24 protein-coding genes are annotated in these 24,805 nt (G+C 63.2%); 15 read left to right on the top strand and 9 right to left on the bottom strand.

Translation table 11 applies throughout. The annotated features are described in order from the left end of the window. Positions 1-152: 152 nt before the first annotated feature. Positions 153-1,046, top strand: coding sequence for a drug/metabolite exporter YedA (yedA, locus tag BLP99_RS18160; protein ID WP_072395936.1), 894 nt, complete (start codon positions 153-155; stop codon positions 1,044-1,046). Between the two features lie 58 nt (positions 1,047-1,104). Continuing rightward, complete coding sequence (locus BLP99_RS18155) at positions 1,105-2,442, top strand: RNA helicase RhlE1 (protein WP_092181305.1); 1,338 nt, start codon at positions 1,105-1,107, stop codon at positions 2,440-2,442. 108 nt (positions 2,443-2,550) lie between these two features. Here BLP99_RS18155 and BLP99_RS18150 read toward each other — a convergent pair whose 3' ends face one another. Together BLP99_RS18150 and BLP99_RS18145 are read right to left on the bottom strand one after the other, a co-directional pair. Continuing rightward, positions 2,551-3,792, bottom strand: coding sequence for a TIGR03862 family flavoprotein (locus BLP99_RS18150; RefSeq protein WP_092181302.1), 1,242 nt, complete (start codon positions 3,790-3,792; stop codon positions 2,551-2,553). A 203-nt stretch (positions 3,793-3,995) separates the two neighbouring features. After that, the gene (locus BLP99_RS18145) at positions 3,996-4,916 is read right to left on the bottom strand and encodes a histone deacetylase family protein (protein ID WP_092181298.1); all 921 of its coding nucleotides are present in this window, start codon (positions 4,914-4,916) and stop codon (positions 3,996-3,998) included. 73 nt (positions 4,917-4,989) lie between these two features. Here BLP99_RS18145 and BLP99_RS18140 point away from each other — a divergent pair, with 73 nt between their 5' ends. The 3 genes from BLP99_RS18140 to BLP99_RS18130 all read left to right on the top strand — a co-directional run bounded on the left by BLP99_RS18140 (position 4,990) and on the right by BLP99_RS18130 (position 7,122). Then, a complete protein-coding gene (locus BLP99_RS18140) occupies positions 4,990-5,559 on the top strand; it encodes a GNAT family N-acetyltransferase (protein ID WP_072395944.1) in 570 nt (189 codons plus the stop codon). 103 nt (positions 5,560-5,662) lie between these two features. Beyond that, positions 5,663-6,532, top strand: a complete 870-nt coding sequence (gene tesB, locus BLP99_RS18135; protein ID WP_072395946.1) for an acyl-CoA thioesterase II — start codon at positions 5,663-5,665, stop codon at positions 6,530-6,532. Continuing rightward, complete coding sequence (locus BLP99_RS18130; RefSeq protein ID WP_072395948.1) at positions 6,529-7,122, top strand: HAD family hydrolase; 594 nt, start codon at positions 6,529-6,531, stop codon at positions 7,120-7,122. Before tesB ends, BLP99_RS18130 begins: the two co-directional genes overlap by 4 nt. A gap of 21 nt (positions 7,123-7,143) precedes the next feature. On the opposite strand, the gene BLP99_RS18125 is transcribed toward BLP99_RS18130, so the two are convergent. Together BLP99_RS18125 and ypfJ are read right to left on the bottom strand one after the other, a co-directional pair. Beyond that, positions 7,144-8,091, bottom strand: coding sequence for an alpha/beta fold hydrolase (locus BLP99_RS18125; protein ID WP_072431384.1), 948 nt, complete (start codon positions 8,089-8,091; stop codon positions 7,144-7,146). Beyond that, positions 8,092-8,976, bottom strand: a complete 885-nt coding sequence (gene ypfJ / locus BLP99_RS18120; protein ID WP_072395952.1) for a KPN_02809 family neutral zinc metallopeptidase — start codon at positions 8,974-8,976, stop codon at positions 8,092-8,094. 186 nt (positions 8,977-9,162) lie between these two features. Here ypfJ and BLP99_RS18115 point away from each other — a divergent pair, with 186 nt between their 5' ends. Together BLP99_RS18115 and BLP99_RS18110 are read left to right on the top strand one after the other, a co-directional pair. Next, complete coding sequence (locus BLP99_RS18115; protein WP_072458843.1) at positions 9,163-9,939, top strand: IclR family transcriptional regulator; 777 nt, start codon at positions 9,163-9,165, stop codon at positions 9,937-9,939. Between the two features lie 79 nt (positions 9,940-10,018). After that, on the top strand, positions 10,019-10,897 hold the full coding sequence (locus BLP99_RS18110) for a DMT family transporter (RefSeq protein WP_072395974.1): 879 nt from the start codon (positions 10,019-10,021) through the stop codon (positions 10,895-10,897). Positions 10,898-10,987: 90 nt separating this feature from the next. Here the strand turns inward: BLP99_RS18110 and BLP99_RS18105 are convergent, their stop codons facing one another. Beyond that, positions 10,988-12,325: an MFS transporter gene (locus BLP99_RS18105; protein WP_072458842.1), complete on the bottom strand. Its 1,338-nt coding sequence runs from the start codon at positions 12,323-12,325 to the stop codon at positions 10,988-10,990. 3 nt (positions 12,326-12,328) lie between these two features. On the opposite strand from BLP99_RS18105, the gene BLP99_RS26440 reads away from it, so the two are divergent. From BLP99_RS26440 to BLP99_RS18095, 3 genes are all read left to right on the top strand, one after another. Beyond that, positions 12,329-12,475 carry a hypothetical protein gene (locus tag BLP99_RS26440; protein WP_176776515.1) on the top strand — a complete coding sequence of 49 codons (147 nt, stop codon included), beginning with the start codon at positions 12,329-12,331 and terminating at the stop codon, positions 12,473-12,475. 132 nt (positions 12,476-12,607) lie between these two features. Then, positions 12,608-14,509 carry a 3-dehydroshikimate dehydratase QuiC gene (gene quiC / locus BLP99_RS18100; protein ID WP_072395997.1) on the top strand — a complete coding sequence of 634 codons (1,902 nt, stop codon included), beginning with the start codon at positions 12,608-12,610 and terminating at the stop codon, positions 14,507-14,509. A 102-nt stretch (positions 14,510-14,611) separates the two neighbouring features. After that, positions 14,612-15,289, top strand: a complete 678-nt coding sequence (locus BLP99_RS18095; RefSeq protein ID WP_072458841.1) for a TetR/AcrR family transcriptional regulator — start codon at positions 14,612-14,614, stop codon at positions 15,287-15,289. A gap of 137 nt (positions 15,290-15,426) precedes the next feature. On the opposite strand, the gene BLP99_RS18090 is transcribed toward BLP99_RS18095, so the two are convergent. The 4 genes from BLP99_RS18090 to BLP99_RS18075 form a co-directional block, all read right to left on the bottom strand. Beyond that, positions 15,427-16,278: a shikimate dehydrogenase gene (locus BLP99_RS18090; RefSeq protein ID WP_172834634.1), complete on the bottom strand. Its 852-nt coding sequence runs from the start codon at positions 16,276-16,278 to the stop codon at positions 15,427-15,429. Positions 16,279-16,280: 2 nt separating this feature from the next. After that, a complete protein-coding gene (aroQ, locus tag BLP99_RS18085; RefSeq protein WP_072396011.1) occupies positions 16,281-16,724 on the bottom strand; it encodes a type II 3-dehydroquinate dehydratase in 444 nt (147 codons plus the stop codon). Positions 16,725-17,023: 299 nt separating this feature from the next. After that, positions 17,024-18,103 carry a tRNA (uridine(54)-C5)-methyltransferase TrmA gene (gene trmA, locus BLP99_RS18080; protein WP_092181295.1) on the bottom strand — a complete coding sequence of 360 codons (1,080 nt, stop codon included), beginning with the start codon at positions 18,101-18,103 and terminating at the stop codon, positions 17,024-17,026. Continuing rightward, positions 18,100-19,395, bottom strand: a complete 1,296-nt coding sequence (locus BLP99_RS18075) for an NCS2 family permease (protein ID WP_092181292.1) — start codon at positions 19,393-19,395, stop codon at positions 18,100-18,102. Before BLP99_RS18075 ends, trmA begins: the two co-directional genes overlap by 4 nt. Positions 19,396-19,608: 213 nt before the next feature. Here BLP99_RS18075 and BLP99_RS18070 point away from each other — a divergent pair, with 213 nt between their 5' ends. From BLP99_RS18070 to BLP99_RS18050, 5 genes are all read left to right on the top strand, one after another. Further along, on the top strand, positions 19,609-20,055 hold the full coding sequence (locus BLP99_RS18070; protein WP_072396100.1) for a DUF4879 domain-containing protein: 447 nt from the start codon (positions 19,609-19,611) through the stop codon (positions 20,053-20,055). 126 nt (positions 20,056-20,181) lie between these two features. Next, complete coding sequence (locus BLP99_RS18065) at positions 20,182-20,748, top strand: DJ-1 family glyoxalase III (protein WP_072396017.1); 567 nt, start codon at positions 20,182-20,184, stop codon at positions 20,746-20,748. 288 nt (positions 20,749-21,036) lie between these two features. Then, positions 21,037-21,570 (top strand): (2Fe-2S)-binding protein, encoded by a 534-nt coding sequence (locus BLP99_RS18060; RefSeq protein ID WP_072396019.1) that lies wholly within the window; start codon positions 21,037-21,039, stop codon positions 21,568-21,570. Next, entirely contained in the window at positions 21,567-22,556 is a 990-nt protein-coding gene (locus BLP99_RS18055) for an FAD binding domain-containing protein (RefSeq protein ID WP_072396021.1), read from the top strand. Before BLP99_RS18060 ends, BLP99_RS18055 begins: the two co-directional genes overlap by 4 nt. Next, on the top strand, positions 22,553-24,754 hold the full coding sequence (locus BLP99_RS18050; RefSeq protein WP_092181289.1) for a xanthine dehydrogenase family protein molybdopterin-binding subunit: 2,202 nt from the start codon (positions 22,553-22,555) through the stop codon (positions 24,752-24,754). The genes BLP99_RS18055 and BLP99_RS18050 overlap by 4 nt, the downstream gene beginning before the upstream one ends. Positions 24,755-24,805 lie beyond the last annotated feature (51 nt).

The following is a 24,805-nucleotide window of genomic DNA, read 5'->3' as shown; positions in this document are numbered from 1 at the left end:
TCCAGTTCGGGTGGCTTTCGAAAGCCTGGTTTATAGCGCCGATCTCCTTGCTTTGAAAAGTGTATGGCCTGGATAAACAGGTTTTGTAGCTTATTTTCCGTCCATCGCCTTTTTAGAATAGCGGCTCTCATTGTCCTGACTTCGAGCTCTCCATGCCTGGCACACGCCGTTTTTCCCTGCCGTTGATCGCAGCCTTCTTCGCCTTGTACGTCATCTGGGGTTCTACCTACCTGGTGATTCGCATCGGCGTCGAGCACTGGCCGCCATTGCTGCTGGCCGGGATTCGCTTCGTGCTTGCCGGGTCAATGATGTACGGCTTCTTGCGTTGGCGCGGTGCGCCGGCGCCGACCTGGGCGCAATGGAAGGCGGGGGCCATCATCGGTGTGCTGTTGCTGAGCTTCGGCAACGGCGCGGTGAGCGTCGCGGAACATACCGGCGTGGCCTCTGGTGTAGCGGCGTTGGCCGTGGCGACGGTGCCGCTGTTTACCTTGCTCTGCGGCTATTTCTGGGGCGCTCGTAATACGCGTCTGGAGTGGGCGGGGATTGTGCTGGGGCTGATCGGCATCGCGATGCTCAACCTGGGGTCCAACCTGCAATCGAGTCCCCTGGGCGCGACGTTACTGGTATTCGCGGCAGCATCCTGGGCTTTCGGCTCGGTGCTGAGCAAGCACTTGCCACTGCCGGCGGGGGCAATGGCCAGTGCCGTGGAGATGCTGGTGGGCGGCGTGGTGCTGTTGATCGGCAGTGTCGCCAGTGGCGAACACCTGGACCGCATGCCTCCCCTGGAAGGCTGGTTCGCCCTGGCGTACCTGACCTGTTTCGGCTCGATCATCGCCTTCAATGCCTACATGTATCTGCTCAAGCACGTGCGTCCGGCGGCGGCCACCAGTTATGCCTACGTCAACCCGGCGGTGGCGGTGCTGCTGGGAATCGTGTTTGCCGGTGAAAGCATCGGCATCGAAGAGACCGTGGCGATGCTGGTGATCATCAGTGCCGTGGTGTTGATTGGGCTTCCCCAGTGGCGCAAGCCCAAGCCCGCAGCCTGATTTGAGGTAAACTGCCGCGCATTGCACACCTTGCGCTGATTTTTCCTACGGTACTTCCATGACTTTCGCCACCCTTGGCCTGATCGAACCCTTGCTGCGCGCCCTCGAGACGCTCGGTTACCAGACCCCGACCCCGGTGCAGGCCCAGGCCATGCCGGCCGTGCTGGCCGGACGCGACCTGATGGCCGCGGCCCAGACCGGCACCGGCAAGACTGCCGGGTTCGCAGTGCCCTTGTTGCAGTTGCTGACCACTGAGGGGCCGAAAGTCGCCTCCAATTCCGTGCGCGCACTGATCCTGGTGCCGACCCGTGAACTGGCCGAGCAGGTTCACGAAAGCGTTCGCCAGTACGCCCAGCACCTGCCGCTGAGCACCTACGCGGTGTACGGCGGCGTGAGCATCAACCCGCAGATGATGAAGCTGCGCCGGGGCGTCGACCTGCTGGTCGCCACGCCGGGTCGCCTGCTCGACCTGTTCCGGCAGAACGCGCTGAAGTTCAACCAGTTGCAGACCCTGGTGCTGGACGAGGCCGATCGCATGCTGGACCTGGGGTTTTCCGAGGAACTGGCAAATATCTACAAGGCATTGCCGAAAAAGCGCCAGACGCTGCTGTTCTCGGCCACGTTCTCCGATGCGATCCGCCTGCTGGCCGGGCAGATGCTCAACGATCCGCTGAGCATCGAAGTCAGTCCGCGCAACGTGGCCGCCAATACCGTCAAGCAATGGGTGGTGACGGTGGACAAGAAGCGCAAGCCGGAACTGTTCGTGCACCTGATGCGCAAGAACAAGTGGAAACAGGTGCTGGTGTTCGCCAAGACCCGCAACGGGGTCGATGCGTTGGTGGAGAAACTCCAGGGCCTGGGCGTCAACGCCGATGGCATCCACGGCGACAAGCCCCAGGCTACCCGGCAACGGGCGCTGGACCGTTTCAAGCTGGGCGAGATCCAGATCCTGGTGGCCACGGACGTGGCGGCCCGTGGACTGGATATCGAAGACCTGCCGCTGGTGGTGAATTTCGACCTGCCCATCGTTGCCGAGGACTACATCCACCGTATCGGCCGTACCGGCCGGGCGGGCTCCACCGGGGAAGCGATTTCCCTGGTGTGCGCCGATGAGGTGAATCTGTTGTCGGCCATCGAGATGCTGACACGCCAGACCTTGTCGCGCCGGATGGAGCCGGATTTCGAGCCTGAGCACCGGGTGCCGGATACCGATGCCAGTGGCCAGGTCATCAAGAAGCCGAAAAAGCCGAAGAAACCGAAGGCCTCGGGCGGCGGTGGCAAGCGCAACCTGGGCAAGTGGGTCGACAGCGGCGACTCGGGGCCTGTGGAGCCGTCGATCAAGCCAGTGCGAAAAGTGCCGGTGTTCAATACCGGGCCGCGTAAGCGCAAGCCTTGATGTGCTTTGTCTGGTAGATCGCTATCGCGAGCAGGCTCGCTCCCACAGGGATCGCATACGCCGTCGAACTGTGGGAGCGAGCCTGTTCGCGATGGGCGCGTCGCGGTATCAATTCTTGCGCTGTAGCCACTCCAATATCCCCAACCCCGCTGCCCGGCCGCTGGCAAAACAGGCCGTCAGCAAGTAGCCGCCGGTCGGCGCTTCCCAGTCGAGCATTTCCCCGGCGCAGAACACACCGGGTATCCGCTTGAGCATCAGGCGTTCGTCCAGGGCTTCGAATGCCACGCCACCGGCACTGCTGATGGCCTCGTCCAGTGGACGGGGTTTTACCAGGGTGACGGGCAGAGCCTTGATGGCCTGGGCCAGGCGTGCCGGGTCAGCGAAGCATTCGGCGGGCGTAAGTTCGCGCAACAGCGCGGCCTTGAGCCCGTCGATCCCCAACTGACTGTGCAAGTGCTTGGCCATCGAGCGTGAACCGCGAGGTTTGCTCAGGGCCTGCTGGATCTTATCCACAGGTCGGCCCGGCAACAGGTCCAGATGAAGGGTCGCGCTGCCGTGTTGGTTGATCGCTTCGCGAATCGGTGCCGACAGGGCATAGATCAGGCTGCCTTCGATGCCGGTGGCGGTGATCACGCATTCGCCGAGGCGCGGTAGATCGTCGTTCAAACCGATGGCGATGTTTTTCAGCGGAGCGCCGGCGAATTTGCTGATCATCAGATCGCTCCAGGCCTGCACGTCGAATCCGCAATTGCTCGGTTGCAGTGGCTCAAGGGTGACACCGCGCTGTTCCAGGGGCAGCATCCAGGCGCCATCGGAGCCCAGGCGCGACCAACTGCCACCGCCCAACGCCAGCAGTGTCGCATCGGGCAAGAGGGTCTTTTCGCCGTCCGGGGCGGTCACGCGCAGGCTGCCGTCGGGGTTCCAGCCCAGCCAGCGATGGCGGGTATGAATCATCACCCCGGCATCGCGCAGGCGCTTGAGCCAGGCGCGCAACAGGGGGGCAGCCTTCATGTCGGTGGGAAACACACGGCCCGAGCTGCCGACGAAGGTGTCGATGCCCAGGCCGTGGATCCACCTGCACAGCTCATCGGTCCCGAAGGCCCGCAGCAAGGGGGCAAGGTTCGGCGCGCGTTCGGCGTAGCGGGACAGAAAGGCCGGGAAAGCTTCCGAGTGGGTGATGTTCATACCGCCGACACCGGCTAGCAGGAACTTCCTGCCCACCGAGGGCATGCCGTCGTACAGGTCGACCCGGACGCCGGCCTGGCTCAACACCTCGGCCGCCATCAGGCCGGCGGGGCCACCGCCGATGATGGCAATGTTGGGTGTGTCGGATTGGGGGGCTTGGGTCATGGCGATTGGTGAGGCTGGGGGATAAGCCGCGCATTCTATCAGCACAGATCCTTGTGGGAGCGGGCTTGTACTGGGTGTTCTCGGGAGGCGTGATCAAAAAGTAGCCAGGCGTGCGCAAGCTACAGGCGACATAGCCTGTAGATCATTTCACTCAGGTTATCCACAGGCCGCTCCACAGGCATTGTGGGTAACGCGCCCAGCATTCAATGACAGCCTGATGACACCCAGACCTTTTGTGCGCTGTGGTGCAGGATGCCATGGCGTCGGGCGAGGGCCTTGCGGTCCTTGCTGTAGCCGCCACCGATCACGCCGACCACCGGGATGTCGCGTCCCAGGCAGTGGCGCATCACGCTTTCGTCACGGGCGGCGAGGCCTTCGTCGGTCAGCTTCAGGTAGCCGAGGGCATCGTCCTTGTGCACATCGACGCCGGCGTCGTAGAGCACCAGGTCCGGCTGGTAGAGCGGCAGCAGATAATTGAGGGCGTCGTCCACCACGCTCAGGTACGCGGCATCTCCCATTCCCATCGGCAGCGGGATGTCCCAGTCGCTGTGGGCCTTGCGGGCCGGAAAATTCTTTTCGCAGTGCAAGGAAACTGTTACCGCGTCCGGCGTGTCATGGAGTATTCGAGCCGTTCCGTCACCCTGGTGCACATCGCAGTCGAAGATCAGCACCCGCGAGACGCGACCGCTGGCCAGGAAATAACGACTGATGACCGCCAGGTCGTTGAAAATGCAGAAGCCGGCCGGGTGATCGTAATGGGCGTGGTGGGTGCCGCCGGCCAGATGACAGGCCAGTCCGTGTTCCAGAGCCTGTTCGGCCGCCAGCAGCGAACCGCCCACGGCGCGTACCGTGCGGCGGGCCAGGGCTTCGCTCCAGGGCAGGCCGAGCCGCCGTTGGTCTTCCCGAGACAACTCGCCCCCCATGTAGCGTTCGATATAGGCGCGGTCATGGGCCAGGGCCAGGATCTGCGGCGGACACAGGGGCGGGCGCAACAGGTCCGCGTCGCGGGTCAGGCCGCTGTCCACCAGGTGATCGCGCAACAGGCGAAATTTGTCCATGGGAAAACGGTGTTCCGCCGGAAATTCGGGGCTGTAGTCTTCGTGATAGATCAGTGGCAGTGACATGGGTGTTTTCGGCGGCAATTGAGCAATGAATCCTACCAGCGATGTAGACTCTGAGCATGGAAAGGGAGTGAAGATGGAGCTGATACTGGAACTGGAAAGCCCGCGACTGTTGTTGCGGCAATGGCGCGACGAGGACCTGCCGGAATTCGCCGCCATGTCCGCCGACCCGCAAGTGATGCGCTATTTTCCGGCGCCCCTGAGTCGGCTGGAAAGCGCCGCGCTGATCGGCCGGGTGCGGGGCCATTTCGCCGAGCACGGCTTTGGCTTGTGGGCCCTGGAGCGCAAGGACACCGGCGCCTTCATCGGGTTTACCGGCCTGGGCGTGGTCGGGTTCGACGCCCATTTCACGCCCGCCATCGAGATCGGCTGGCGCCTGGCCCGGGAGCATTGGGGCCTGGGCTATGCCAGTGAGGCGGCCTGGACGGCGCTGCGATGTGGGTTCGACCAGTTGCAGCTGGAGGAGGTGGTGGCATTCACCGCCGTGGATAACCTGCCGTCGCAGAAAGTCATGCAGGCCATCGGCATGCACCATGACCCGGCCGATGATTTCGAGCATCCAAAACTCGCGGTCGGTCATCCATTGCGTCACCATGTGCTTTATCGCATCAATCGCGAGCAGTGGCTGGAAACCCTGCACGGTTAGCCGACACGGACGTTTACAATGCCCGCCAGAGTGGCCCGGGCCAACAATCGATCCACCGCCGCAGCACAGACTGCGCGGTATGTGCTGTGTGAGGAAAGTCTGAATGAGCCACGTGTTGGAAGATCTGGTCGACCTGCTGACCCTGGAACCGATCGAAGAAAACCTGTTTCGCGGTCGTAGCCAGGACCTGGGGTTCCGTCAGTTGTTCGGCGGCCAGGTGCTGGGCCAGTCGCTTTCGGCCGCCAGCCAGACCGTGGAAGAAGCGCGCCATGTGCATTCGATGCATGGCTATTTCCTGCGCCCCGGCGACGCGGCGTTGCCTGTGGTCTACCAGGTGGACCGGGTGCGTGACGGCGGCAGTTTCAGTACCCGTCGGGTCACGGCGATCCAGAAGGGCAATCCCATATTCACCTGCAGCGCCTCGTTCCAGTACGACGAGCAGGGCTTCGAGCACCAGAGCACCATGCCCCAGGTGGTGGGGCCGGAAAACCTGCCGTCCGAACTGGAACTGACCCAGCAGCGCGCGCACCTGCTGCCCGAGCACATGCGCGAAAAACTGCTGTGCCCCAAGCCGATCGAAGTGCGCCCGGTCACCGAGAAAGACCCCTACAACCCGCAACCGGCCGATCCGATCAAATACGTGTGGTTCCGGGCCGATGGCGCCCTGGCGGACTCGCCGGCCCTGCACAAGTACCTGCTGGCCTATGCCTCGGATTTCGGTTTGCTGACCACCTCGATGCTGCCCCATGGCCGGTCGGTGTGGCAGAAGGATATGCAGGTCGCCAGCCTCGATCACGCTCTCTGGTTCCATGCCGATCTGCGCGCCGACGACTGGCTGCTCTATGCCATGGATAGCCCCTGGGCCGGTAATTCCCGCGGGTTCTCCCGCGGCAGCGTGTTCAACCGCGCCGGGCAGCTGGTGGCCTCGGTGACCCAGGAAGGCCTGATCCGTCATCGCAAGGACTGGGCATGAGCCTGGCCGATGTGCGCCACTGGGTATTCGACATGGATGGCACGCTGACCGTCGCGGTGCATGATTTCGCGGCGATTCGCGTGGCCCTGGCGATTCCTCCCGAGGACGACATCCTGACGCACCTGGCGGCGTTGCCGGCGGACGAAGCCGCGGCCAAGCATGCCTGGCTGCTGGAGCACGAGCGAGACCTGGCGCTGGGCTCGCGGCCCGCCCCCGGCGCGGTCGAGCTGGTGCGCGAACTGGCCGGGCGTGGCTATCGCCTGGGAATCCTGACTCGCAATGCCCGGGAGTTGGCCCATGTGACCCTCGAAGCCATCGGCCTGGCCGACTGTTTCGCCGTGGAGGACGTGCTGGGGCGTGACGAGGCACCGCCCAAGCCGCATCCCGGTGGCCTGTTGAAGCTGGCCGAGGCCTGGCGCGTCGCGCCCGAGGCGATGGTGATGGTGGGCGATTACCGCTTCGACCTGGACTGCGGCCGCGCTGCGGGCGCACGGACGGTGCTGGTGAACCTGCCGGACAATCCTTGGCCGGAGTTGGCTGACTGGCATGCGCGCGATTGTTTCGAGTTGCAGCGCCTGCTTTTGGCTTGAGGAGGGCGGTCTCCTCGAGACTCACTGCCCGAACAACACCTTCAGTCCCTCAGGCGAGGTCAGCATCCCATCGCCGTCATGCCCCACCCCGGGTACTTCGATCAGCCGCTGGTTCAGGCCAACGGGATGACGTCGGGTCAGATAGTCGAAGAAGAAGTGCCCGCGCAGCAGGCGATACGGGCCCTGGGTCTGGGCCTCGCAGCCTTTGTCCAGCGCCGGATGCTCCGGGTCGGTGTCCTGCTGTCCCAACAGATAGACGATGTCGCGTTTGATGTAGTGCTCTTCCAGCTGGGCGGGCGTCTGCCCGGCGGCATAGGCGGGCAGGTTCTGCAGGCCATATTTCCACTGGTCGAAGCCGGGGCAGCTGGCGGGGGCGAAGGCCATGGGCCGTTGCGCATCGAAATAGGCATAGGAAGACGGGTTGGCGACGACGAAGCGCGGGGAAATCCGGAACGGCCCCCGGGCGAGCAGGGCGTAGCGCTGGACCACCTGGGCCCCGCCGGAATGACCTGCGATGACGATCTCCTTCACGTCGGGAAACTGCTGCCGGTCACTGACCCGGGCCACGATGTCGTCGAGCACCTGGAAGGAGCTCAGCGGATGCGGCCCCGTGGACAAGCCGCCGGCCATCCATTCATTGCCTTGCCAGCGCAGGAGTTCGGCGGGCAGTTGGTGGCGCAGCACATCCTGTTCGTTGAGAAACTGCGGGGCGATGATCAAGGTCGTGGCCAGTTGCCCGGCCTGCCCGGCGGCTTTTTCGGCGCTGTGCAGATAGGTCTCGGCATTGCGCAGCCGGCCGTGGACGATGATCAGCACCCGTTGGATGGAGGCCGGAGGCGGGCCCACGGCCACGACCATGGCGCCCCCCTTGAGTTGCAGTCGCCCTTGAGCGACTGCGTGCACGGCGTGTTCGTCTGCCTGGGCGAGAGTGCCGCTCAGCACCAGCGCGATCAATGCGATCCACTTCATCTACAGGTTTTTCGCCGCGAAGGTGTCGCACTGGCTGACCTGGCCCTGGGCGAACCCGGCCTTGAACCAGCGCACCCGTTGCGCCGATGTGCCGTGGGTGAACGAATCCGGTACCACGCGGCCCTGGCCTTGCTGCTGCAATCGGTCATCGCCGATGGCATTGGCGGCGTTCAAGGCTTCCTCGACGTCTCCCGGCTCAAGCCAGTTCAGGCGCTTTTGCGCATGGTTGGCCCAGACGCCTGCCAGGCAATCGGCTTGCAATTCCTGACGCACCAGCAGACCGCCGTCCCCTTCCATCTGCCGACCTTGCTGGCGGGCTTCCTGGATTTTCGCCGACACCCCCAGCAGCGTCTGTACGTGGTGCCCGACTTCATGGGCGATGACATAGGCCTGGGCGAAGTCGCCGGCGGCCGCAAAGCGCTGGGACATTTCCTTGAAGAAACTCATGTCCAGGTAGACCTGCCGGTCCGCCGGGCAATAGAACGGGCCGGTGGCCGAGGACGCCAGGCCGCAGGCCGAATTGACCCGACCGCTGAACAGCACCAGCTTGGGTTGCTGGTATTGCCGCCCGGCCTGCTGGAACACCTGGCCCCAGGTGTCTTCGGTGTCGCCGAGGATCGAGCGTACGAACTCCGCTTCTTCATCGTTCGCCGGTGGCGCCTGGCGGGTCTGGGAGGAGGGCGGTGCCGTCTGGTCCATCTGCCCGGCCAGTTGTCCGAGGATCTGCATGGGGTCCTGGCCGGTGATCCAGCCGATGCCGACGATCAGCAGGACGGCCGTCAGGCTCAGTCCCTTGCCACCGCCGAAACGCATTCCGCCTGAGCTGCCCCCATCACCACGGGCGTCCACCACGTTGTCACTGCGGCGACCTTTTTTCCATAGCATGTGGGAATCCTCTGATTGACCGTGTGCAGAGTGTTGTCGCTGGGCAGGTTTACCGCCAGTGCTCTCTGAAGCTTTCAGGCAACCATTGCCGGTTTTGGTTCATCGACACGAACCTCTACCCGGTTCCAGAATTTGAATTAAACTCCGCATATTTTAGAATCGACCAATCTTTCATCTGGAACCCCCATGGCCGGAAGTCAAATCGAACGGGTCTTCAATGTGCTGGAAAGCCTGGCCAGTGAACCTCGAGGCTGGCCGCTCCAGGGCCTGGCCGAAGAACTGCAGATACCGAAAAGCGCCACCCACCGCCTGCTTGCCGAGCTGATGCGCCTGGGTTATGTGCGGCAGAATCCCGAGAACCTGCGTTATCACGTGTCGACCCGGCTGGTCGCCCTGGGGTTTCGCTACCTCTCCCGTAGCGGTGCGGACATCGTGCAGCCAGTGCTTGATCGTCTGGCCCGGGAAAGTGGCGAACTGGTGCGCCTGGGCGTGATCGAAGGGGATCGCCAGACCTGGATCGCCAAGTCCCAGGGCGCACGGTCCGGCTTGCGCTACGACCCGGACATGGGCCGTGAGGCTCCGCTGTCCTATACCGCGTCGGGACATGCCTGGCTGGCGAGCATGAGCGACATCGAGGCCCTTGGGCTGGTGGAACGCCAGGCGGCGCCGGTACCGGCACAGGTGGGGCCGAACGCTCCGCGCAGCCCGGCTGAGCTGCTCGAATACCTGCGCAAGGCCCGAGAGCAGGGGTACGCCTGTGTCGAGGAAAGCTCGGCGGTCGGTACGTCGGCCATTGCCGCCGTGGTGCGACATCCGTTGGACGGTCGGGTCGTCGGCGTGCTCAGCGTTGCAGGGCCCAGCGCGAGGATGACGCGGGCGCGGCTGCATGAACTGGCCCCGACCTTGCTGGCATTTGCCGAAGAGTTGTCGCAAGCGAGCCAGGCATCGGAGTTGTTCAGCTGAGTGCGTACTCGCAGGCGGGGCTCCGCATCGGCGTACCGACACGCCGTGTTTTCCATTTCACGCAACGCAGGGTATCCACATGACCGTCAGCACCCCGCTTTCCGGCGTCAACCAGGCCTTCAAGGGCATCCTGCTGATTGTCTGTGCCACCTTTCTGTTTTCCAGCCACGACGCCTTGTCGAAATACCTCTCGGGCTTCTATCCGATCGTCATGGTGGTGTGGGCGCGCTACGTGGTGCATACCCTGCTGATGGCGGGAATCTTCCTGCCGCGTTCCGGGCTGCGTGTCCTGCGCACCAGACGTCCGCTGTGGCAGTTGGCCCGGGCCCTGTGCCTGCTGGGGACCAGCCTGTTTTTCACCACGGGGCTGCAATACATCCCGTTGGCCGAAGCGACCGCGGTCAACTTCCTGGCCCCGGTGCTGGTCACCGCATTGTCGGTGCCGTTACTGGGCGAGCGGGTGACGCGAGGCCAATGGATCGCGGTGATCTTCGGCTTCATCGGCGTGCTGATCATTGTCCATCCCGGCGGCGACCTGTTCACCCCTGCGGTACTGCTGCCGTTCTGTTCGGCGCTGTTTTTCTGCTTCTACCAGCTGCTCACTCGCAAGCTCAGTGAGATCGACAGTCCCACCACCAGCAATTTCTTCGCGGGGTTGTGCAATACCATCGTGATGAGTGCGCTGGTGCCGTTCTTCTGGCAAGTGCCGAGCCTGCTCCATGGCGCGATGATGCTGGCGCTGGGCGCCTGCGGGATGACGGCGCACCTGATGCTGACCCAGGCCTTCCGTTTTGCCGCCCCGGCACTGCTGGCGCCTTTCGGATACTGCCAGATCGTGTTCGCCGGTCTGCTGGGCTGGCTTTTGTTCAGCCATACGCCGACCCTGACCACCGTGGCGGGGATCGTGCTGATCTGCTTGAGTGGGTTGGCGGCGGCGTGGCAGCAGCGGAGCAAGTAGATGCACCTGCCCGGAACGGGGAACGATGGGCTCTGTGGTGACGGGATAAATCCCCTCGCCACAGAGTGGGGTTCCAGTCTCGATGGCTAATCAGTTTTCCAGGGTTGGCACCTTGCGCGGCGCCATGAAGTACATCCAGATCAGCGCGATGAAGTACATGGCGGGGATCAGGGTGAACAGCACGGTGTAGTTGTTATGGGTCACCGTAAGGATGTGACCCACCAGCTGGGTCATGAACATCCCGCCGATGGCGGCGCACATGCCGCCGAAGCCGAACACGGTACTCATCATGTGCTTGGGGGTGTAGTCCATCACCAGGCTCCAGATGTTGGCGGTCCAGGCCTGGTGGGCGCCAATGGCCAGGGAGATGGCGAACACCGCCATCCACAGGTTGCTCGCACCGGCGGCCATGATCACGCCGACGATGCAGCAGGCGAACAGCAGCATGGAAACCAGCCGCGCCTTGATCGGGTCGAGGCCGCGGCCGATCAGGAACGAGGAGAGGATGCCGCCGCCCACGCTGCCGAAGTCGGCGGTGAGGTAGATGATGATCAGCGGGATGCCCATCTGGGTCACGTTGATGCCCAGGTTGTATTGCTGGTTCAGGAACGGTGGCAGCCAGTAGAGGTAGAACCAGAACACCGGAGCCGTGATCGAGTAGGCCAGGGCGAAGGCCCAGGTGCCGCGCATGCGCAGGATCCGGGAAAACGGTACGCGGACCTGGGGCGGTTCGACTTCGCGCTGGATGTAATCCAGTTCCGACTGTCTGACCGTGGGGTGGTCTTCAGGATTGAAGTATTTCAGGCCCCAGAACAGCAGCCAGATGCCGCCCAGCGCGGCCATGCACAGGAATGCGGCCTGCCAGCCCCATACGTGCAGCACCAGCGGTAGCAACATCGGGGTGAACATGGCGCCGACGTTGGTACCGGCGTTGAAAATACCGGTGGCCACCGCCCGTTCGCCCGCCGGGAACCACAGCCGCGTGGTTTTTACACAGGCCGGGTAGTTGGCGGCCTCCGTAAGGCCCAGGATGAACCGGCAGACCATGAAGCCCACTGCCGAAGTGGCCAGGCCATGAGCGCCGGTGGCCAGGCTCCAGAGCAGCACGGCGCAGAAGAACACGCGCTTGACTCCGATCCGGTCGATCAACCGTCCCTGCAGCACGAACCCTACGGCATAGCCCACCTGGAACCAGAAGTTGATGTTGGCGTAGTCCATCGCCGTCCAGCTCATTTCCTTGGCGAGGATCGGCTGCATGACGCCCAGGGCGGCGCGGTCGATGTAGTTGAGGGTGGTGGCGAAAAATACCAGCGCGAGCATGCCCCAACGGGTCTTGCCCACGGCCATGGCGCCGCGGATCTTGGCGCCGATGCCGCTGGTCGTGTCCCTCAGGCCGGCAGTCAGGAGGGAGCTTTGGGAAGGATTCATAGCATGTACCCGTTTTTGAAATTCTTATGGGTGAACGTATTGACCGTTGATTCCGACGTTCTGGCCGGCATCGACGTGGGGCCGATGGTGCGCAGTGGACAAAAAATCGTCAATTCGGTGATCGGCATTTCGTTCGATAATCGCACATAAAACTAACTGAATGGTACGTATTGAATTGCCGAATGAAGGGGGGCGTCCAATAATCGGCACACTAAAAAGGCGCCACGAGCGCTGTTCCAAGCGGCGCATTCTGTCGCCCATGCCTGTCCGGGAGCCCAAGCCATGCAGCGTTCCATTGCCACCGTTTCCCTGAGCGGTACCCTGCCGGAAAAACTCGAGGCCATCGCCGCCGCCGGTTTCGACGGGGTGGAAATCTTCGAGAACGACCTTCTCTATTACGATGGCAGTCCTCGGGAAATCCGGCAGATGTGCGCCGACCTCGGCATCGCCATTACCTTGTTCCAGCCGTTCCGTGATTTCGAAGGCTGCCGTCGCGATCGCCTGGCGCGCAACCTGGAACGAGCCGAGCGCAAGTTCGACCTGATGCAGGAATTGGGCACCGATCTGGTGCTGGTGTGCAGCAACGCCTCGGCCGACAGTGTCGGCGATGAGCGGATTCTGATCGATGACCTGCGCTTGCTGGCCGAACGGGCCGGCGCACGGGGTTTGCGCATCGGCTACGAAGCGCTGGCCTGGGGCCGGCACGTGAATACTTATCAACAGGTCTGGAACATCGTGCGCCAGGCCGATCACCCCAGCCTTGGCGTGCTGCTGGACAGTTTCCACACGCTGTCTCTCAAGGGCGATCCGCGGGCGATCGCCGAGATTCCTGGCGACAGGATTTTCTTCGTACAGATGGCCGACGCGCCGATCCTGGCGATGGATGTCCTGGAATGGAGTCGGCATTTCCGCTGCTTCCCGGGGCAGGGCGAGTTCGACTTGCCGGGCTTCCTGGCGCCGATCATCAAGAGTGGCTACACCGGACCGCTGTCCCTGGAGATCTTCAACGACGGCTTTCGCGCCGCGCCGCCACGGGCCAATGCCGCCGATGGCTTGCGCTCATTGTTGTACCTGGAAGAGAAGACCCGCCAGCGCCTGGCTGAAGAAGCCGCGCCCGCGAGCAATACCGATATTCTCTTCGCCACGCCGCCGGCCAGTGACTACAACGGCATCGAATTCCTCGAGTTCGCCGTGGACGACGCCCTTGGGGCCAAGCTGGCTCACTGGTTGGAACGGCTGGGCTTCGTCAAGGCCGGCCAGCATCGCTCCAAGAACGTCAGCCTGTTGCGCCAGGGCGATATCAACCTGATCCTCAACTGCGAACCCTATTCCTTTGCCCACAGCTTTTTCGAAGCCCACGGCCCCTCGCTGTGCGCCACCGCCCTGCGGGTCGACAGCAGCGCCAGCGCCCTGGCCCGGGCGGTGGCCTACAAAGGCCAGCCCTATCGCGGGTTGGTGGGGCCCAACGAGCTGGAACTGGCGGCGGTGCGGGCGCCGGATGGCAGCCTGATCTACCTGGTGGATCGGGGAACGGATGTCTATGCCACCGATTTCAACCTGCAACCCGGCGCGGTCATCGGGGCCGGGCTCAAGCGTATCGACCACATGGCCATGGCGTTGCCGGCGGACAGCCTTGACAGTTGGGTGCTGTTCTACAAGAGCCTGCTGGATTTCGAGGCGGACGACGAAGTGGTGCTGCCTGACCCCTATGGCCTGGTGAAGAGCCGGGCCCTGCGCAGTCGCTGCAGTTCGATTCGCTTGCCGCTGAACATTTCCGAGAACCGCAACACGGCGATCTCACATGCGCTGTCGAGTTATCGCGGTTCCGGGGTGCATCACATCGCCTTCGACTGCGACGACATCTTTGCCCAGGTCAGTCGTGCCAAGGAAGCTGGCGTGCCGCTGCTGGATATTCCCCTCAACTATTACGACGACCTGGCGGCACGGTTCGATTTCGATGACGAGTTTCTCAGCGAGCTGGCGTATTTCAACGTGTTGTATGACCGTGATGCCCAGGGAGGCGAGTTGTTCCACGTCTACACCGAGCCGTTCGAGGGACGCTTCTTCTTTGAGATCATCCAGCGCAAGAACGGCTATACCGGCTACGGTGCGGCCAATGTCGCGGTGCGGCTGGCGGCCATGGCCAAGTCCCGCAGCGGCGGTTTGCGGCACGCCAAGTTGTAGGTAAATCGTAACCGCGACGGTAAACGGCGACCCCGTGGCTTCCTTCACTGCACGGAGCGGCCCATAATCGCCAGCCTGTGCAGTGATGGCCGTGAGCCCACAATGACTATGAATTCAGAACTTCCCGCTGGACTCGACGAGCCTGTCGTCGTGCCGCGCAAGAGTCGCAAGAACAACCCGGAGAAAACCCGGGAGAACATTCTCCAGGAAGCCATCGTCGAGTTCGTCCAGCAAGGCCTGGCTGGTGCCCGGGTCGACGCCATCGCCGAGCGCATCCACACTTCCAAGCGCATGATCTACTACTACTTCGGCAGCAAGGAGCAGTTGTATGTCGAGGTGCTGGAAAAACTCTACGGCGACATCCGTAATACCGAGAGCCGCCTGCACCTGGCGGAGCTGGCACCGGTCGACGCGATCCGGCGCCTGGTGGAGTTCACCTTCGACCACCATGATCGCAATGTGGATTTCGTGCGCATCGTCTGCATCGAGAACATCCATAACGCCGAATACGTGAAACAGTCAGGCGCGATCAAGGCGATGACCAGCACTATCCTCGACTCCCTGGGTGTGATCCTGCGCCGGGGCGCGGAAGAGGGTGTGTTCCGCGCCGGTCTCCAGCCGCTGGATGTGCACCTGCTGATCAGTTCGTTCTGCTTTTACCGGGTGTCCAACCGCCAGACCTTTGGCGAGATCTTCCAGATCGATCTGTCGGACGAGAAGATCAAGCAGCGGCATCGCGAGATGGTCTGCGAGTCGGTGTTGCGCTACCTGCAACCCTGACCTCTTCTGGAAGCGAGCTTGTGTGGGAGCGAGCTTGCTCGCGATAGCGGTCGATCTAGCCACACTGATTGCGGCCAGCACCCCTCATCGCGAGCTCGCTTCCACAACTAATTTCCACAAGCAATTATCACCAGGCTTTAGTGATTCATGCTTTGGAAGTGCTCCAGCATCCGCTGCGCATCCGGGGCCACGCCACTGAACAGTTCGAATGCCTTGACCGCCTGGAATACCGCCATGTTGCCACCATCCAGGGTGCGGCAGCCCAGGGCGCGGGCGTTGCGCAGCAGTTCGGTTTCCAGCGGGAAGTAGACGATTTCCGCGACCCACAGATCGCCCCTCAGCAAACCGGCCGGCACCGGCGTGCCGGGCAGCTTCGCCATGCCCATGGGGGTGGTATTCACCAGGCCATCCGCCTCGGCCATGGCGCTGGCCAGATCGTGGCCGACCCGGGCTCGATCAGCGCCGAAGTGCTGGTTCAGGTTGTTCGCCAGGGCTTCGGCACGGCTGGCGTCCACATCGAAGAGGCTCAATGTCTGTACGCCTTCGGCCAACAACGCATGGGCGACAGCCGCACCGGCGCCACCGGCGCCCATCTGTACCACGCGTCGACGCGAAACATCGTTCAAGCCGCGGCGAAATCCTTCGGCGAACCCGAGGCAATCAGTGTTGTGCCCGATGCGCTTGCCATCCTTGAGCACCACCGTATTCACGGCGCCGATACCCCGGGCCTCGCAAGACAGCTCATCCAGCAGCGGGATAATGGCCTGTTTGCAGGGAAAGGTGATGTTCAAACCGGTAAAGCTCATGCGTTCGGCCGCCGTCAGCAGGTCAGGCAGGGCGCCGCTGTCGAGTTTCAATGCATCGAGGTCGATCAGGCGATACAGGTAGCGCATGCCCTGGGCATCGCCTTCGCGCTCATGAAGGGTCGGCGTGCGGGAAGCCTGGATGCCCGCACCGATCAGGCCGGCCAGTACGGTGGTGTTCGACATGCTCATTGCCCCTTCAACCGCTGACTGAAATGTTCCAGGGCCATCCGATAGCCCTGGCTGCCGAAACCACACAGCACGCCGATGGCCACCGATGAGACGAAGGAGTGATGCCGGAAGGCCTCCCGGGCATGGACGTTGGACAGGTGCACTTCGATCACCGGGACTTCACTGGCGACCAAGGCGTCGCGGATGGCGACCGAGGTGTGGGTCCAGGCCGCCGGGTTGATGACGATACCGGCGCAGCGGCCGCGGGCGCCGTGGATCCAGTCCAGCAGTTCGCTCTCCTGGTTGGTCTGGCGAAACTCCACCGCCAGGCCGAGTTCGTCAGCGGTGCGCCCACACAACGCCGAGATATCCGCCAGGGTCTCGTGTCCGTAGGTAGCCGGCTCACGGGTGCCGAGCAGGTTCAGGTTCGGGCCGTTGAGCACCAGAACGATCGGAGGCATCGCAATTTCTCCACATTTTTATTGTTGGCGTCGGCCGGGTTTCAGCCGCTGGAGATAAATTGTACTAGATGGTTAATTTGGTCAAACAAAGCCGACGTCGTCGGCCATTAAGTGTTCGATGATCGAACAAAGGCCATTACCGGTTTGGCGGGGGGCAAATTGTGGCGAGGGGATTTATCCCCGCTCGAGCGCGCAGCGCTCGCAAGCTTTTGCAGGACTCAAGAGCTTGGGGCTGCTTCGCAGCCCAGCGGGGATAATCCCTTCGCCACAGGGTGGTCCTTCACCACAAGAGGAAGGACTTACCGTCGGGTCAACAACACCCCGGATTCCATATGATGGGTCCAAGGAAATTGATCGAACAACGCACAACGCACGATGCGATGGGTGTCGTGCAGTTGCGCGATATTGGCGGCGAGGGTTTCCGGATTGCAGGAGATGTACAGGATGTTCTCGAACCGCCGGGTCAGTTCGCAGGTGTCCGGGTCCATGCCGGCGCGGGGCGGGTCGACGAAGACGCTGCCGAATTCGTAGCTTTTCAGGTCGATGCCTTGCAAGCGGCGGAACGGGCGGACGTCGTTCAGGGCTTCGGTCAGTTCCTCGGCCGAGAGGCGCACCAGGGTGACGTTATCCACCGCGTTTTCGCTGAGGTTGCTCAATGCCGCGTTCACGGAAGTCTTGCTGATCTCGGTGGCCAGCACCTTGCGCACGCGGGTCGCCAGGGGCAGGGTGAAGTTGCCGTTGCCGCAGTACAACTCCAGCAGATCGTCGGTGCGATCTCCCAGTGCATCGTAAGCCCAGTTGAGCATTTTCTGGTTCACCGTGCCGTTGGGCTGGGTGAAGGCACCTTCTGGCTGGCGATAGCTGAACGTACGGCCGGCCACGTCGAGTTTTTCCACCACATAGTCATGGCCGATCACTTCCCGCTTGCCCTTGGACCGACCGATGATGCTCACGCCCAGGTCGCTGGCCAGTTTCGAGGCGGCTGCGTGCCAGTGTTCATCCAGGGGACGGTGATAGCACAGGGTGATCATCGCGTCGCCGGCCAGGGTCGTCAGGAACTCCACCTGGAACAGCTTATGGCTCAGCGGTGCGCTGGCTTGCCAGGCGGCCTTGAGTTGCGGCATCAACTGGTTGATGCGCAGGCTGGCGATGGGGAATTGCTCGATGAGGATCGGCGTGCGCTTGTCGTCCTGGGAGAACATCGCGTAATGCCGTTCGCCGGCTTCGCGCCACAGGCGGAACTCGGCCCGCAGGCGGAAATGCTGCAAGGGGGAGTCGAACACCTCGGGCTGCGGTGCATCGAACGGAGCCAGCAGGTCGCGCAAGCGAGCGACCTTGTCCTGGAGCTGGCCGGCGTAGGCCTGGGAATCGAAAGTCATGCGTTGAACCAACCCAACTTGATCACGAACAGAATCGACAGGATGACCAGCGCCGGGTTCAACTCACGGCCACGACCGGACGCCAGCTTGATGGCGGTCCAGGCGATGAAACCGAAGGCGATGCCATTGGCGATGGAATAGGTGAACGGCATCGCCAGTGCGGTGATCACCACCGGTGCGGCAACGGTGATGTCGTCCCAGTCGATTTCCGCCAGGCCGGAGGTCATCAGCACGGCCACGAACAGCAGGGCCGGCGCGGTGGCGAAGGCCGGGACGCTGGCGGCCAGCGGCGAGAAGAACAGTGCCAGCAGGAACAGGACCGCCACGACGATGGCGGTCAGGCCGGTGCGGCCGCCGGCGCTGACGCCTGCCGCCGATTCGATGTAGCTGGTGGTGGTGGAGGTGCCCAGCAGCGAACCGGCCATGGCGGCGGTGCTGTCGGCGATCAGCGCACGGCCCATCTTCGGCATGTGCCCGTCCTTGCCCATCAGCCCGGCGCGCTTGGCGACGCCGATCAGGGTACCGGAGTTGTCGAACAGGTCGACGAAGAGGAAGGCGAAGATCACGCTGACCAGGCCGATGTCCAGGGCGCCCTTGATGTCCAGTTGCAGGAAGGTCGGGGCCAGGGACGGCGGAGCGGAAACGATGCCGCCGAACGGGGTGAAACCCATCAGGATCGAGACGATGGTCACTGCCAGGATGCCGATCAGCACCGCGCCGCGCACTTTCAGTGCCTCAAGGCCCACGATCAGGATGAAACCGAGGGTGGCAAGGATCGGCGCGGGCTGTTTCAAGTCGCCGAGGCCGACCATGGTCGCCGGGTTCTTGACCACGATGCCGGCGTTGTTCAGGGCGATCAGCGCCAGGAACAGGCCGATACCAGCGGCGATGGCCGAGCGCAGCGGCAGCGGGATGCTGTTGATGATCCATTCGCGGATGCGAAAGATCGACAGCAGGAAGAACAGCACGGCGGAAACGAAGACCGCGCCCAGCGCCACCTGCCAGGTATGGCCCATGTGCAGGACCACTGTATAGGTGAAAAAGGCGTTCAACCCCATGCCCGGCGCCAGGGCGATCGGGTAGTTGGCGATCAGGCCCATGACCGTCGAGCCGATGGCCGCCGCCAGGCAGGTGGCGACGAACACCGCGCCCTTGTCCATGCCGGTCTCGCCGAGGATGCTCGGGTTGACGAACAAGATGTAGGCCATGGCCAGGAAGGTCGTGACGCCCGCCAGGATCTCGGTCCGCACGTTGGTGTTGTGTGCCTTGAGTTGAAACAGCCTTTCCAGCATGTCTGCTCCCCGTGGCGCGCCGGGCGCCGTGAATGTATCGACCCCAACAGCAAAGCACAGGTCGCCGATGGCGCCCGTGAATTTGCTGCGGGTCGGAAAAAGCCGCGCATCATACCAGCAGGATGGCGTTATGGCTGTGATCGTCGCCGATGTTTTGCCAAGGCAATAAGTGGGCCATACTGCCCGCGGTTCCGGGAGATCTCTATGCATCGCATGAAAACAAACCTGGCGATTGCCATGGCTTGCACACTGGGCCTGTGGTGGCCCGCACAGGCGGCCAATGCCGCGTCGGCCGCGCCCTTGAGCGAGGTCAAGGTGCTCAAGGTCGAATCGCCGGCCTGTGGCTTCGAGGATATTTCGCAAGGACAGGCCCAGACCCGTTGCGACCATCGCGCGCCGAACATCAAGGTCTACGTGCTGGAGGTCGGCTATGGCCATCAGCCCCATGTCACGCTGGACGGCTTCGAGGTCGACGGCACTCGCTCGCCGGTATGCGCGTACAGCAACGGCAATCTCAACGATTGCACCGCCAGCACCAAGGTGGTCGGCTATCTGTACGTCTTCGACCTCAAGGACAAGCAGGAGGGCACCTTCAGTTTCAGCAACACCTCGATCAACGCACCGGGCAACCGCCTGTCGACCCAGTTGTACATCAAGTAATCTCGCCTGGCCGCGCAGGGCTGCCGAGGCTGCGATTTCCTTGCAAGGGCCCTGGGCCCGATCAAAAGATCGCCACCTTTGGCAGTGCCTACTAGGCTTTCAAGAGTCACCCAGCGGAGAGTCACCATGATGCCTGGAACCAGGATTCCCAGAGCCTTGATTGCCGTCGCCGAAGGCGTCGACGACCTGCAGGCGGTCACCCTGATCGATGTGTTGCGTCGGGCCCAGGTCGAAGTGGTCGTGGCGAGTATCGAAGGGCGGCGAATGCTCACCTGCGCCCGCGGTACCCGACTGACTGCCGATGGCATGCTGGTGGATATGCTGGTGCAGGATTTCGACCTGATCGTGCTGCCTGGCGGCATCATCGGCGCCCAGCACCTGGCGGCTCACCAGCCTTTGCAGCAGTTGGTCAAGGACCAGGCCGCCGCCGGGCGTTTCTTCGCCGCCGTCGCCGAAGCCCCGGCGCTGGCGCTGCAAGCGTTCGGTGTGCTGCGCCAGCGCCGCATGACCTGTCTGCCCGCCGTGAGTCAGCAATTGTCCGGATGCACCTTTGTCGACCAACCAGTGGTGGTGGACGGCAACTGCATCACCGCCCAGGGCTCGGCGGCCACCCTGGCGTTTGCCCTGACGCTGGTGGAACAGCTTTGCGGCAAGGGTGTACGGGCAGTAGTGGCGGCGGAGTTGCTGGCCTGAAGAATTTTCCTGGCGAGGGGTTTTATCCGCTGGGCTGCGAAGCGGTCCCGGGGTCGCTGGCAACAACATCGGCGAGCGCTGCGCACTCGATCGGGGTGGCGCGATGTTTCGCTCAAGCCCCTCGCCGCAAAAACCATGGACAGCGACGTTCACTCTGACTGGCCGGCATCGGGCAAGTCCTGCAGGTCTTCGCAATCGCCTTGAACGCTCTGCCTCTCGCTGAAGTCGTACCCCTTATGACGGCGGTTTCCCAAAACGCCGCGTGTACGACCAACCGTGAGGTGTCCCATGAGCGCGACCCTGTCCGAAGCGACGCAGGCGTCCTTCGTCCATCATCCGATTCGCCTGGTACTCAACGGCCAGGCGCGTGAACTGCAAGTCTTGCCCTGGACCACGCTGCTGGACCTGCTGCGCGAGCAGCTGGACCTGGTAGGCAGCAAGAAAGGCTGCGACCACGGCCAGTGTGGAGCCTGCACCGTGCTGCGCGACGGTAAGCGGATCAACGCCTGCCTGACCCTGGCGGTGATGTGCGATGGCGCCGAGCTGACCACCATCGAAGGCTTGGCCGGCAATGGCCTGCTGCACCCCATGCAGCAGGCGTTTATCGAACATGACGCCTTTCAGTGCGGCTATTGCACCCCGGGGCAGATCTGTTCGGCGGTGGGACTGGCCAACGAAGGCCGGGCGCGCAATCGTGGGCAGATCAGCGAACTGATGAGCGGCAACCTTTGCCGCTGCGGCGCCTACAACAACATCCGCGACGCCATCGAAGAAGCCTTGCCGCTCTGTCCCCGCCCGGAAAACCAGAGGGACGATCAATGAATCCTTTCCAGTACAGCAAGCCCGACACCGTGCAGGCGGCCATCGACCTGGCGAGCCCGACCTCACGCTTCATCGCCGGCGGCACCAACCTGCTGGACCTGATGAAGGAAAACCTCACCCGCCCCGCACACCTGATTGACATCACTGGCCTGCCACTGGCAGACCTCAGCGAAACCGCTTCCGGCGGGGTGATGATCGGTGCCTTGGTCAGCAATGCCGACCTGGCCTGGCACCCTTGGATCGAGCGCCGTTATCCACTGCTCTCCCAGGCGATTCTGGCAGGCGCATCGCCCCAGTTGCGTAATATGGCGAGCACCGGCGGCAACCTGTTGCAACGCACCCGTTGCTACTACTTCTATGACGCCGGCGCACCCTGCAACAAGCGCCAGCCCGGCAGCGGCTGTCCGGCCCGGAACGGCTTGAACCGGATCCACGCGATTTTCGGCGCCAGTGACCAATGTGTCGCGACGCATCCCTCCGACATGTGTGTCGCCCTTGCCGCGCTGGAAGCGGTGGTGCATGTCCTGGGCCGGGGCGGGGCGCGGACCATTGAGTTCGCCGATTTCCATCGCCTGCCCGGCGAGGCACCGGAGCGGGATAACCAGTTGGCCGACGATGAGCTGATCACCGGGATCGAATTGCCCGCCGCCGGTTTCGCCGGGCATAGCCATTATCTGAAGATCCGGGACCGTGCTTCCTACGCCTTCGCCCTGGTCTCGGTAGCGGTGGCGCTGGAGTTGGACGGGCCGATGATCCGCGAGGCGCGCCTGGTGCTGGGAGGCGTGGCCCACAAGCCCTGGCGCGACCGTGCCGTGGAGAATTGGCTGCGGGGCCAGGCCGTGAGTCGCGAGACCTTCACGGCCGCCGCCGATGCGCTGCTGCAAAACGCCGAGCCGCTGGAACATAACGGCTTCAAGGTCAGACTGGCGCGTCGGGCGGTTGTCCGGGCCCTGAGCGACGCCGCATTGGGAGGGCAAAGCCGATGAACACTTCGAGCAGATCCATGGGGCAACCGCTGGACCGGGTCGACGGCTTGCTCAAGGTCACGGGGCAGGCCCGCTATGCTGGCGAATACCCCGAGGACGGCCTGCTGCATGGCAGCGTCGTCTCTGGTACGATCGCCCGCGGCCGGGTGGTGCGCATCGATGCGTCCCGGGCCTTGGCGCTGCCCGGCGTGGTGGCGGTGATCGACCATACCAACCGCCCGAAGATCGCCAGCTACGACGAGCCCTACCAGGACGCCGATGCGGCGGACGGTTCGCCGTTCCGGCCCCTGTTCAACGATCAGGTCCTGTACAGCGGGCAACCCTTGGCCCTGGTGGTCGCGCAAAACCTGGAACTGGCCCGCTACGCCGGTTCGCTCGTTGAAATCGAATACGAGGCCCAGGAGCATCAGACCGACCTGGCCACCCTGCAAAACGAAGCCCATCCGGCGCCAGCCGAACTGCCCAAGCCCCGTGGGAATTTTCAGGGCGAATATGCGAGTGCAGCCATCAGTGTGGATGTCTCCTACAGCACCCCGGTGGAGCATCACAATCCGATGGAGCCCCATGCTTCCACGGTGCTGTATCAGCCTGACGGCAGCCTGCATATCCACGACAAGACCCAGGGCACGCAGAACTGCCAGGCTTATGTGCAGAAAGTCTTCGGCCTGGAGAAAGAACAGGTGCGGGTGTTCGCCGCCTTTGTCGGTGGCGCTTTCGGCTCCGGATTGCGACCCCAGTATCAATTGCCCCTGGCGGTGATGGCCGCGCTGGCGCTCAAGCGATCGGTGCGGGTCAGCCTGACGCGCCAGCAGATGTTCACCTTTGGCTACCGGCCACGGACCTTCCAGCGCCTGCAGTTGGGCGCAGCGGCCAACGGGCGTTTGCTGGCAGTGGCCCACACCGCTATCGGCCAGACGTCGCGTTTCGAAGACTTCACCGAACACGTGGTGGAATGGAGCGGCATGCTCTACCACTGCGACAACGTGCAGTTGACCTACAAGCTGGCGCCACTGGATGTCTACACGCCACTGGACATGCGCGCTCCCGGTGCGGCCCTGGGTTTGATCGGCCTGGAGTGCGCCATGGATGAACTGGCTTGCGCACTGGCGATCGATCCGGTCCAGTTGCGCTTGATCAATTATGCCGAGCGTAACGAGAACGAAGGCAAGCCGTATTCCAGCAAGCAATTGCGTGAGTGCTACGCCGAAGGCGCTCGCCGGTTCGGCTGGGGCCAACGCAATCCGGAGCCGCGCAGCATGCGCGAAGGCCGGCAACTGGTGGGCTGGGGCATGGCCAGTGGTGTCTGGGAAGCGATGCAACAGAAAGCCAGTGCCCGTGCATCCCTGGACGCCGAGGGCAAATTGACGGTCAGCAGCGCCACCACGGATATCGGTACGGGCACCTATACGGTCATGACCCAGATTGCCGCAGAGACGTCAGGCGTTTCCCTTGAAGATGTCACCTTTGTCCTCGGTGACTCCTCACTGCCGACCGCGCCGTTGCAGGGTGGCTCGTTCACCGTTTCGTCGGTGGGCACCGCGGTGCAACAGGCGTGCGCAGCCTTGAAGGAAAAGCTGCTGGCGGTGGCCCGACAAACCTGTCCGGACTTCAGCGGCGCGACAATCGAGCAAGTGACGTTCGCCGACGGCCAGCTTCGCCTGGGCGAAGCCAGCGTGTTCTTGGCGCAGTTGGCGCGCGACAGTGGCGAGACGCCGCTGCAGGCACAGGTCACCGCCGAGCCGGATGAAAAACGCCAGGCTTATGCCACCGCGACGCATTCGGCGGTGTTCGTCGAGGTGCTGGTGGATGAAGACCTGGGCACGGTCAAGGTCAACCGGGTGGTGAGTGCCATCGCCGCCGGGCGGGTGATCAACCCGAAGACCGCCCGCAGCCAGATCCTGGGTGGCGTGGTGTGGGGCGTCGGCATGGCCCTGCATGAAGAAACCCTGACCGATCATGCCCTGGGCCGGCACATGAACCACAACCTGGCCGAGTACCACGTGCCGGTCAATGCCGACATCGGCGACATCGACGTGGTGTTCGTCGATGAGCACGACGAAATCGTCAACGCACTGGGTTCCAAGGGCGTTGGCGAAATCGGCATTGTCGGTGTGGCGGCGGCCGTGGCGAATGCGATCTATCACGCCACGGGCAAGCGGGTGAGGGATTTTCCCATCACGCTGGACAAACTGCTCTAGGCTCAGTAGGCAAAAGGCCTGCGCGACGATCATGCAGCGTTTAAAACCGGC

Source organism: Pseudomonas sp. NFACC32-1 (assembly GCF_900101215.1).
Lineage (GTDB): Bacteria > Pseudomonadota > Gammaproteobacteria > Pseudomonadales > Pseudomonadaceae > Aquipseudomonas.
The sequence above is the reverse complement of the archived record's forward strand: the minus strand, read 5'-3'. Positions and strand labels throughout refer to the sequence as shown.

Coding starts and splice junctions, on each gene's coding strand:
- BLP99_RS18115 (WP_072458843.1), top strand. CDS start 9,163: ATGGCCGGAAGTCAAATCGAACGGGTCTTCAATGTGCTGGAAAGCCTG.
- BLP99_RS18090 (WP_172834634.1), bottom strand. CDS start 16,278: ATGTCGAACACCACCGTACTGGCCGGCCTGATCGGTGCGGGCATCCAG.
- BLP99_RS18125 (WP_072431384.1), bottom strand. CDS start 8,091: ATGAAGTGGATCGCATTGATCGCGCTGGTGCTGAGCGGCACTCTCGCC.
- BLP99_RS18130 (WP_072395948.1), top strand. CDS start 6,529: ATGAGCCTGGCCGATGTGCGCCACTGGGTATTCGACATGGATGGCACG.
- ypfJ (WP_072395952.1), bottom strand. CDS start 8,976: ATGCTATGGAAAAAAGGTCGCCGCAGTGACAACGTGGTGGACGCCCGT.
- quiC (WP_072395997.1), top strand. CDS start 12,608: ATGCAGCGTTCCATTGCCACCGTTTCCCTGAGCGGTACCCTGCCGGAA.
- BLP99_RS26440 (WP_176776515.1), top strand. CDS start 12,329: ATGTACCCGTTTTTGAAATTCTTATGGGTGAACGTATTGACCGTTGAT.
- aroQ (WP_072396011.1), bottom strand. CDS start 16,724: ATGCCTCCGATCGTTCTGGTGCTCAACGGCCCGAACCTGAACCTGCTC.
- BLP99_RS18105 (WP_072458842.1), bottom strand. CDS start 12,325: ATGAATCCTTCCCAAAGCTCCCTCCTGACTGCCGGCCTGAGGGACACG.
- BLP99_RS18140 (WP_072395944.1), top strand. CDS start 4,990: ATGGAGCTGATACTGGAACTGGAAAGCCCGCGACTGTTGTTGCGGCAA.
- trmA (WP_092181295.1), bottom strand. CDS start 18,103: ATGACTTTCGATTCCCAGGCCTACGCCGGCCAGCTCCAGGACAAGGTC.
- BLP99_RS18145 (WP_092181298.1), bottom strand. CDS start 4,916: ATGTCACTGCCACTGATCTATCACGAAGACTACAGCCCCGAATTTCCG.
- BLP99_RS18050 (WP_092181289.1), top strand. CDS start 22,553: ATGAACACTTCGAGCAGATCCATGGGGCAACCGCTGGACCGGGTCGAC.
- BLP99_RS18095 (WP_072458841.1), top strand. CDS start 14,612: ATGACTATGAATTCAGAACTTCCCGCTGGACTCGACGAGCCTGTCGTC.
- BLP99_RS18055 (WP_072396021.1), top strand. CDS start 21,567: ATGAATCCTTTCCAGTACAGCAAGCCCGACACCGTGCAGGCGGCCATC.
- BLP99_RS18155 (WP_092181305.1), top strand. CDS start 1,105: ATGACTTTCGCCACCCTTGGCCTGATCGAACCCTTGCTGCGCGCCCTC.
- tesB (WP_072395946.1), top strand. CDS start 5,663: ATGAGCCACGTGTTGGAAGATCTGGTCGACCTGCTGACCCTGGAACCG.
- BLP99_RS18110 (WP_072395974.1), top strand. CDS start 10,019: ATGACCGTCAGCACCCCGCTTTCCGGCGTCAACCAGGCCTTCAAGGGC.
- yedA (WP_072395936.1), top strand. CDS start 153: ATGCCTGGCACACGCCGTTTTTCCCTGCCGTTGATCGCAGCCTTCTTC.
- BLP99_RS18065 (WP_072396017.1), top strand. CDS start 20,182: ATGATGCCTGGAACCAGGATTCCCAGAGCCTTGATTGCCGTCGCCGAA.
- BLP99_RS18075 (WP_092181292.1), bottom strand. CDS start 19,395: ATGCTGGAAAGGCTGTTTCAACTCAAGGCACACAACACCAACGTGCGG.
- BLP99_RS18070 (WP_072396100.1), top strand. CDS start 19,609: ATGAAAACAAACCTGGCGATTGCCATGGCTTGCACACTGGGCCTGTGG.
- BLP99_RS18150 (WP_092181302.1), bottom strand. CDS start 3,792: ATGACCCAAGCCCCCCAATCCGACACACCCAACATTGCCATCATCGGC.
- BLP99_RS18060 (WP_072396019.1), top strand. CDS start 21,037: ATGAGCGCGACCCTGTCCGAAGCGACGCAGGCGTCCTTCGTCCATCAT.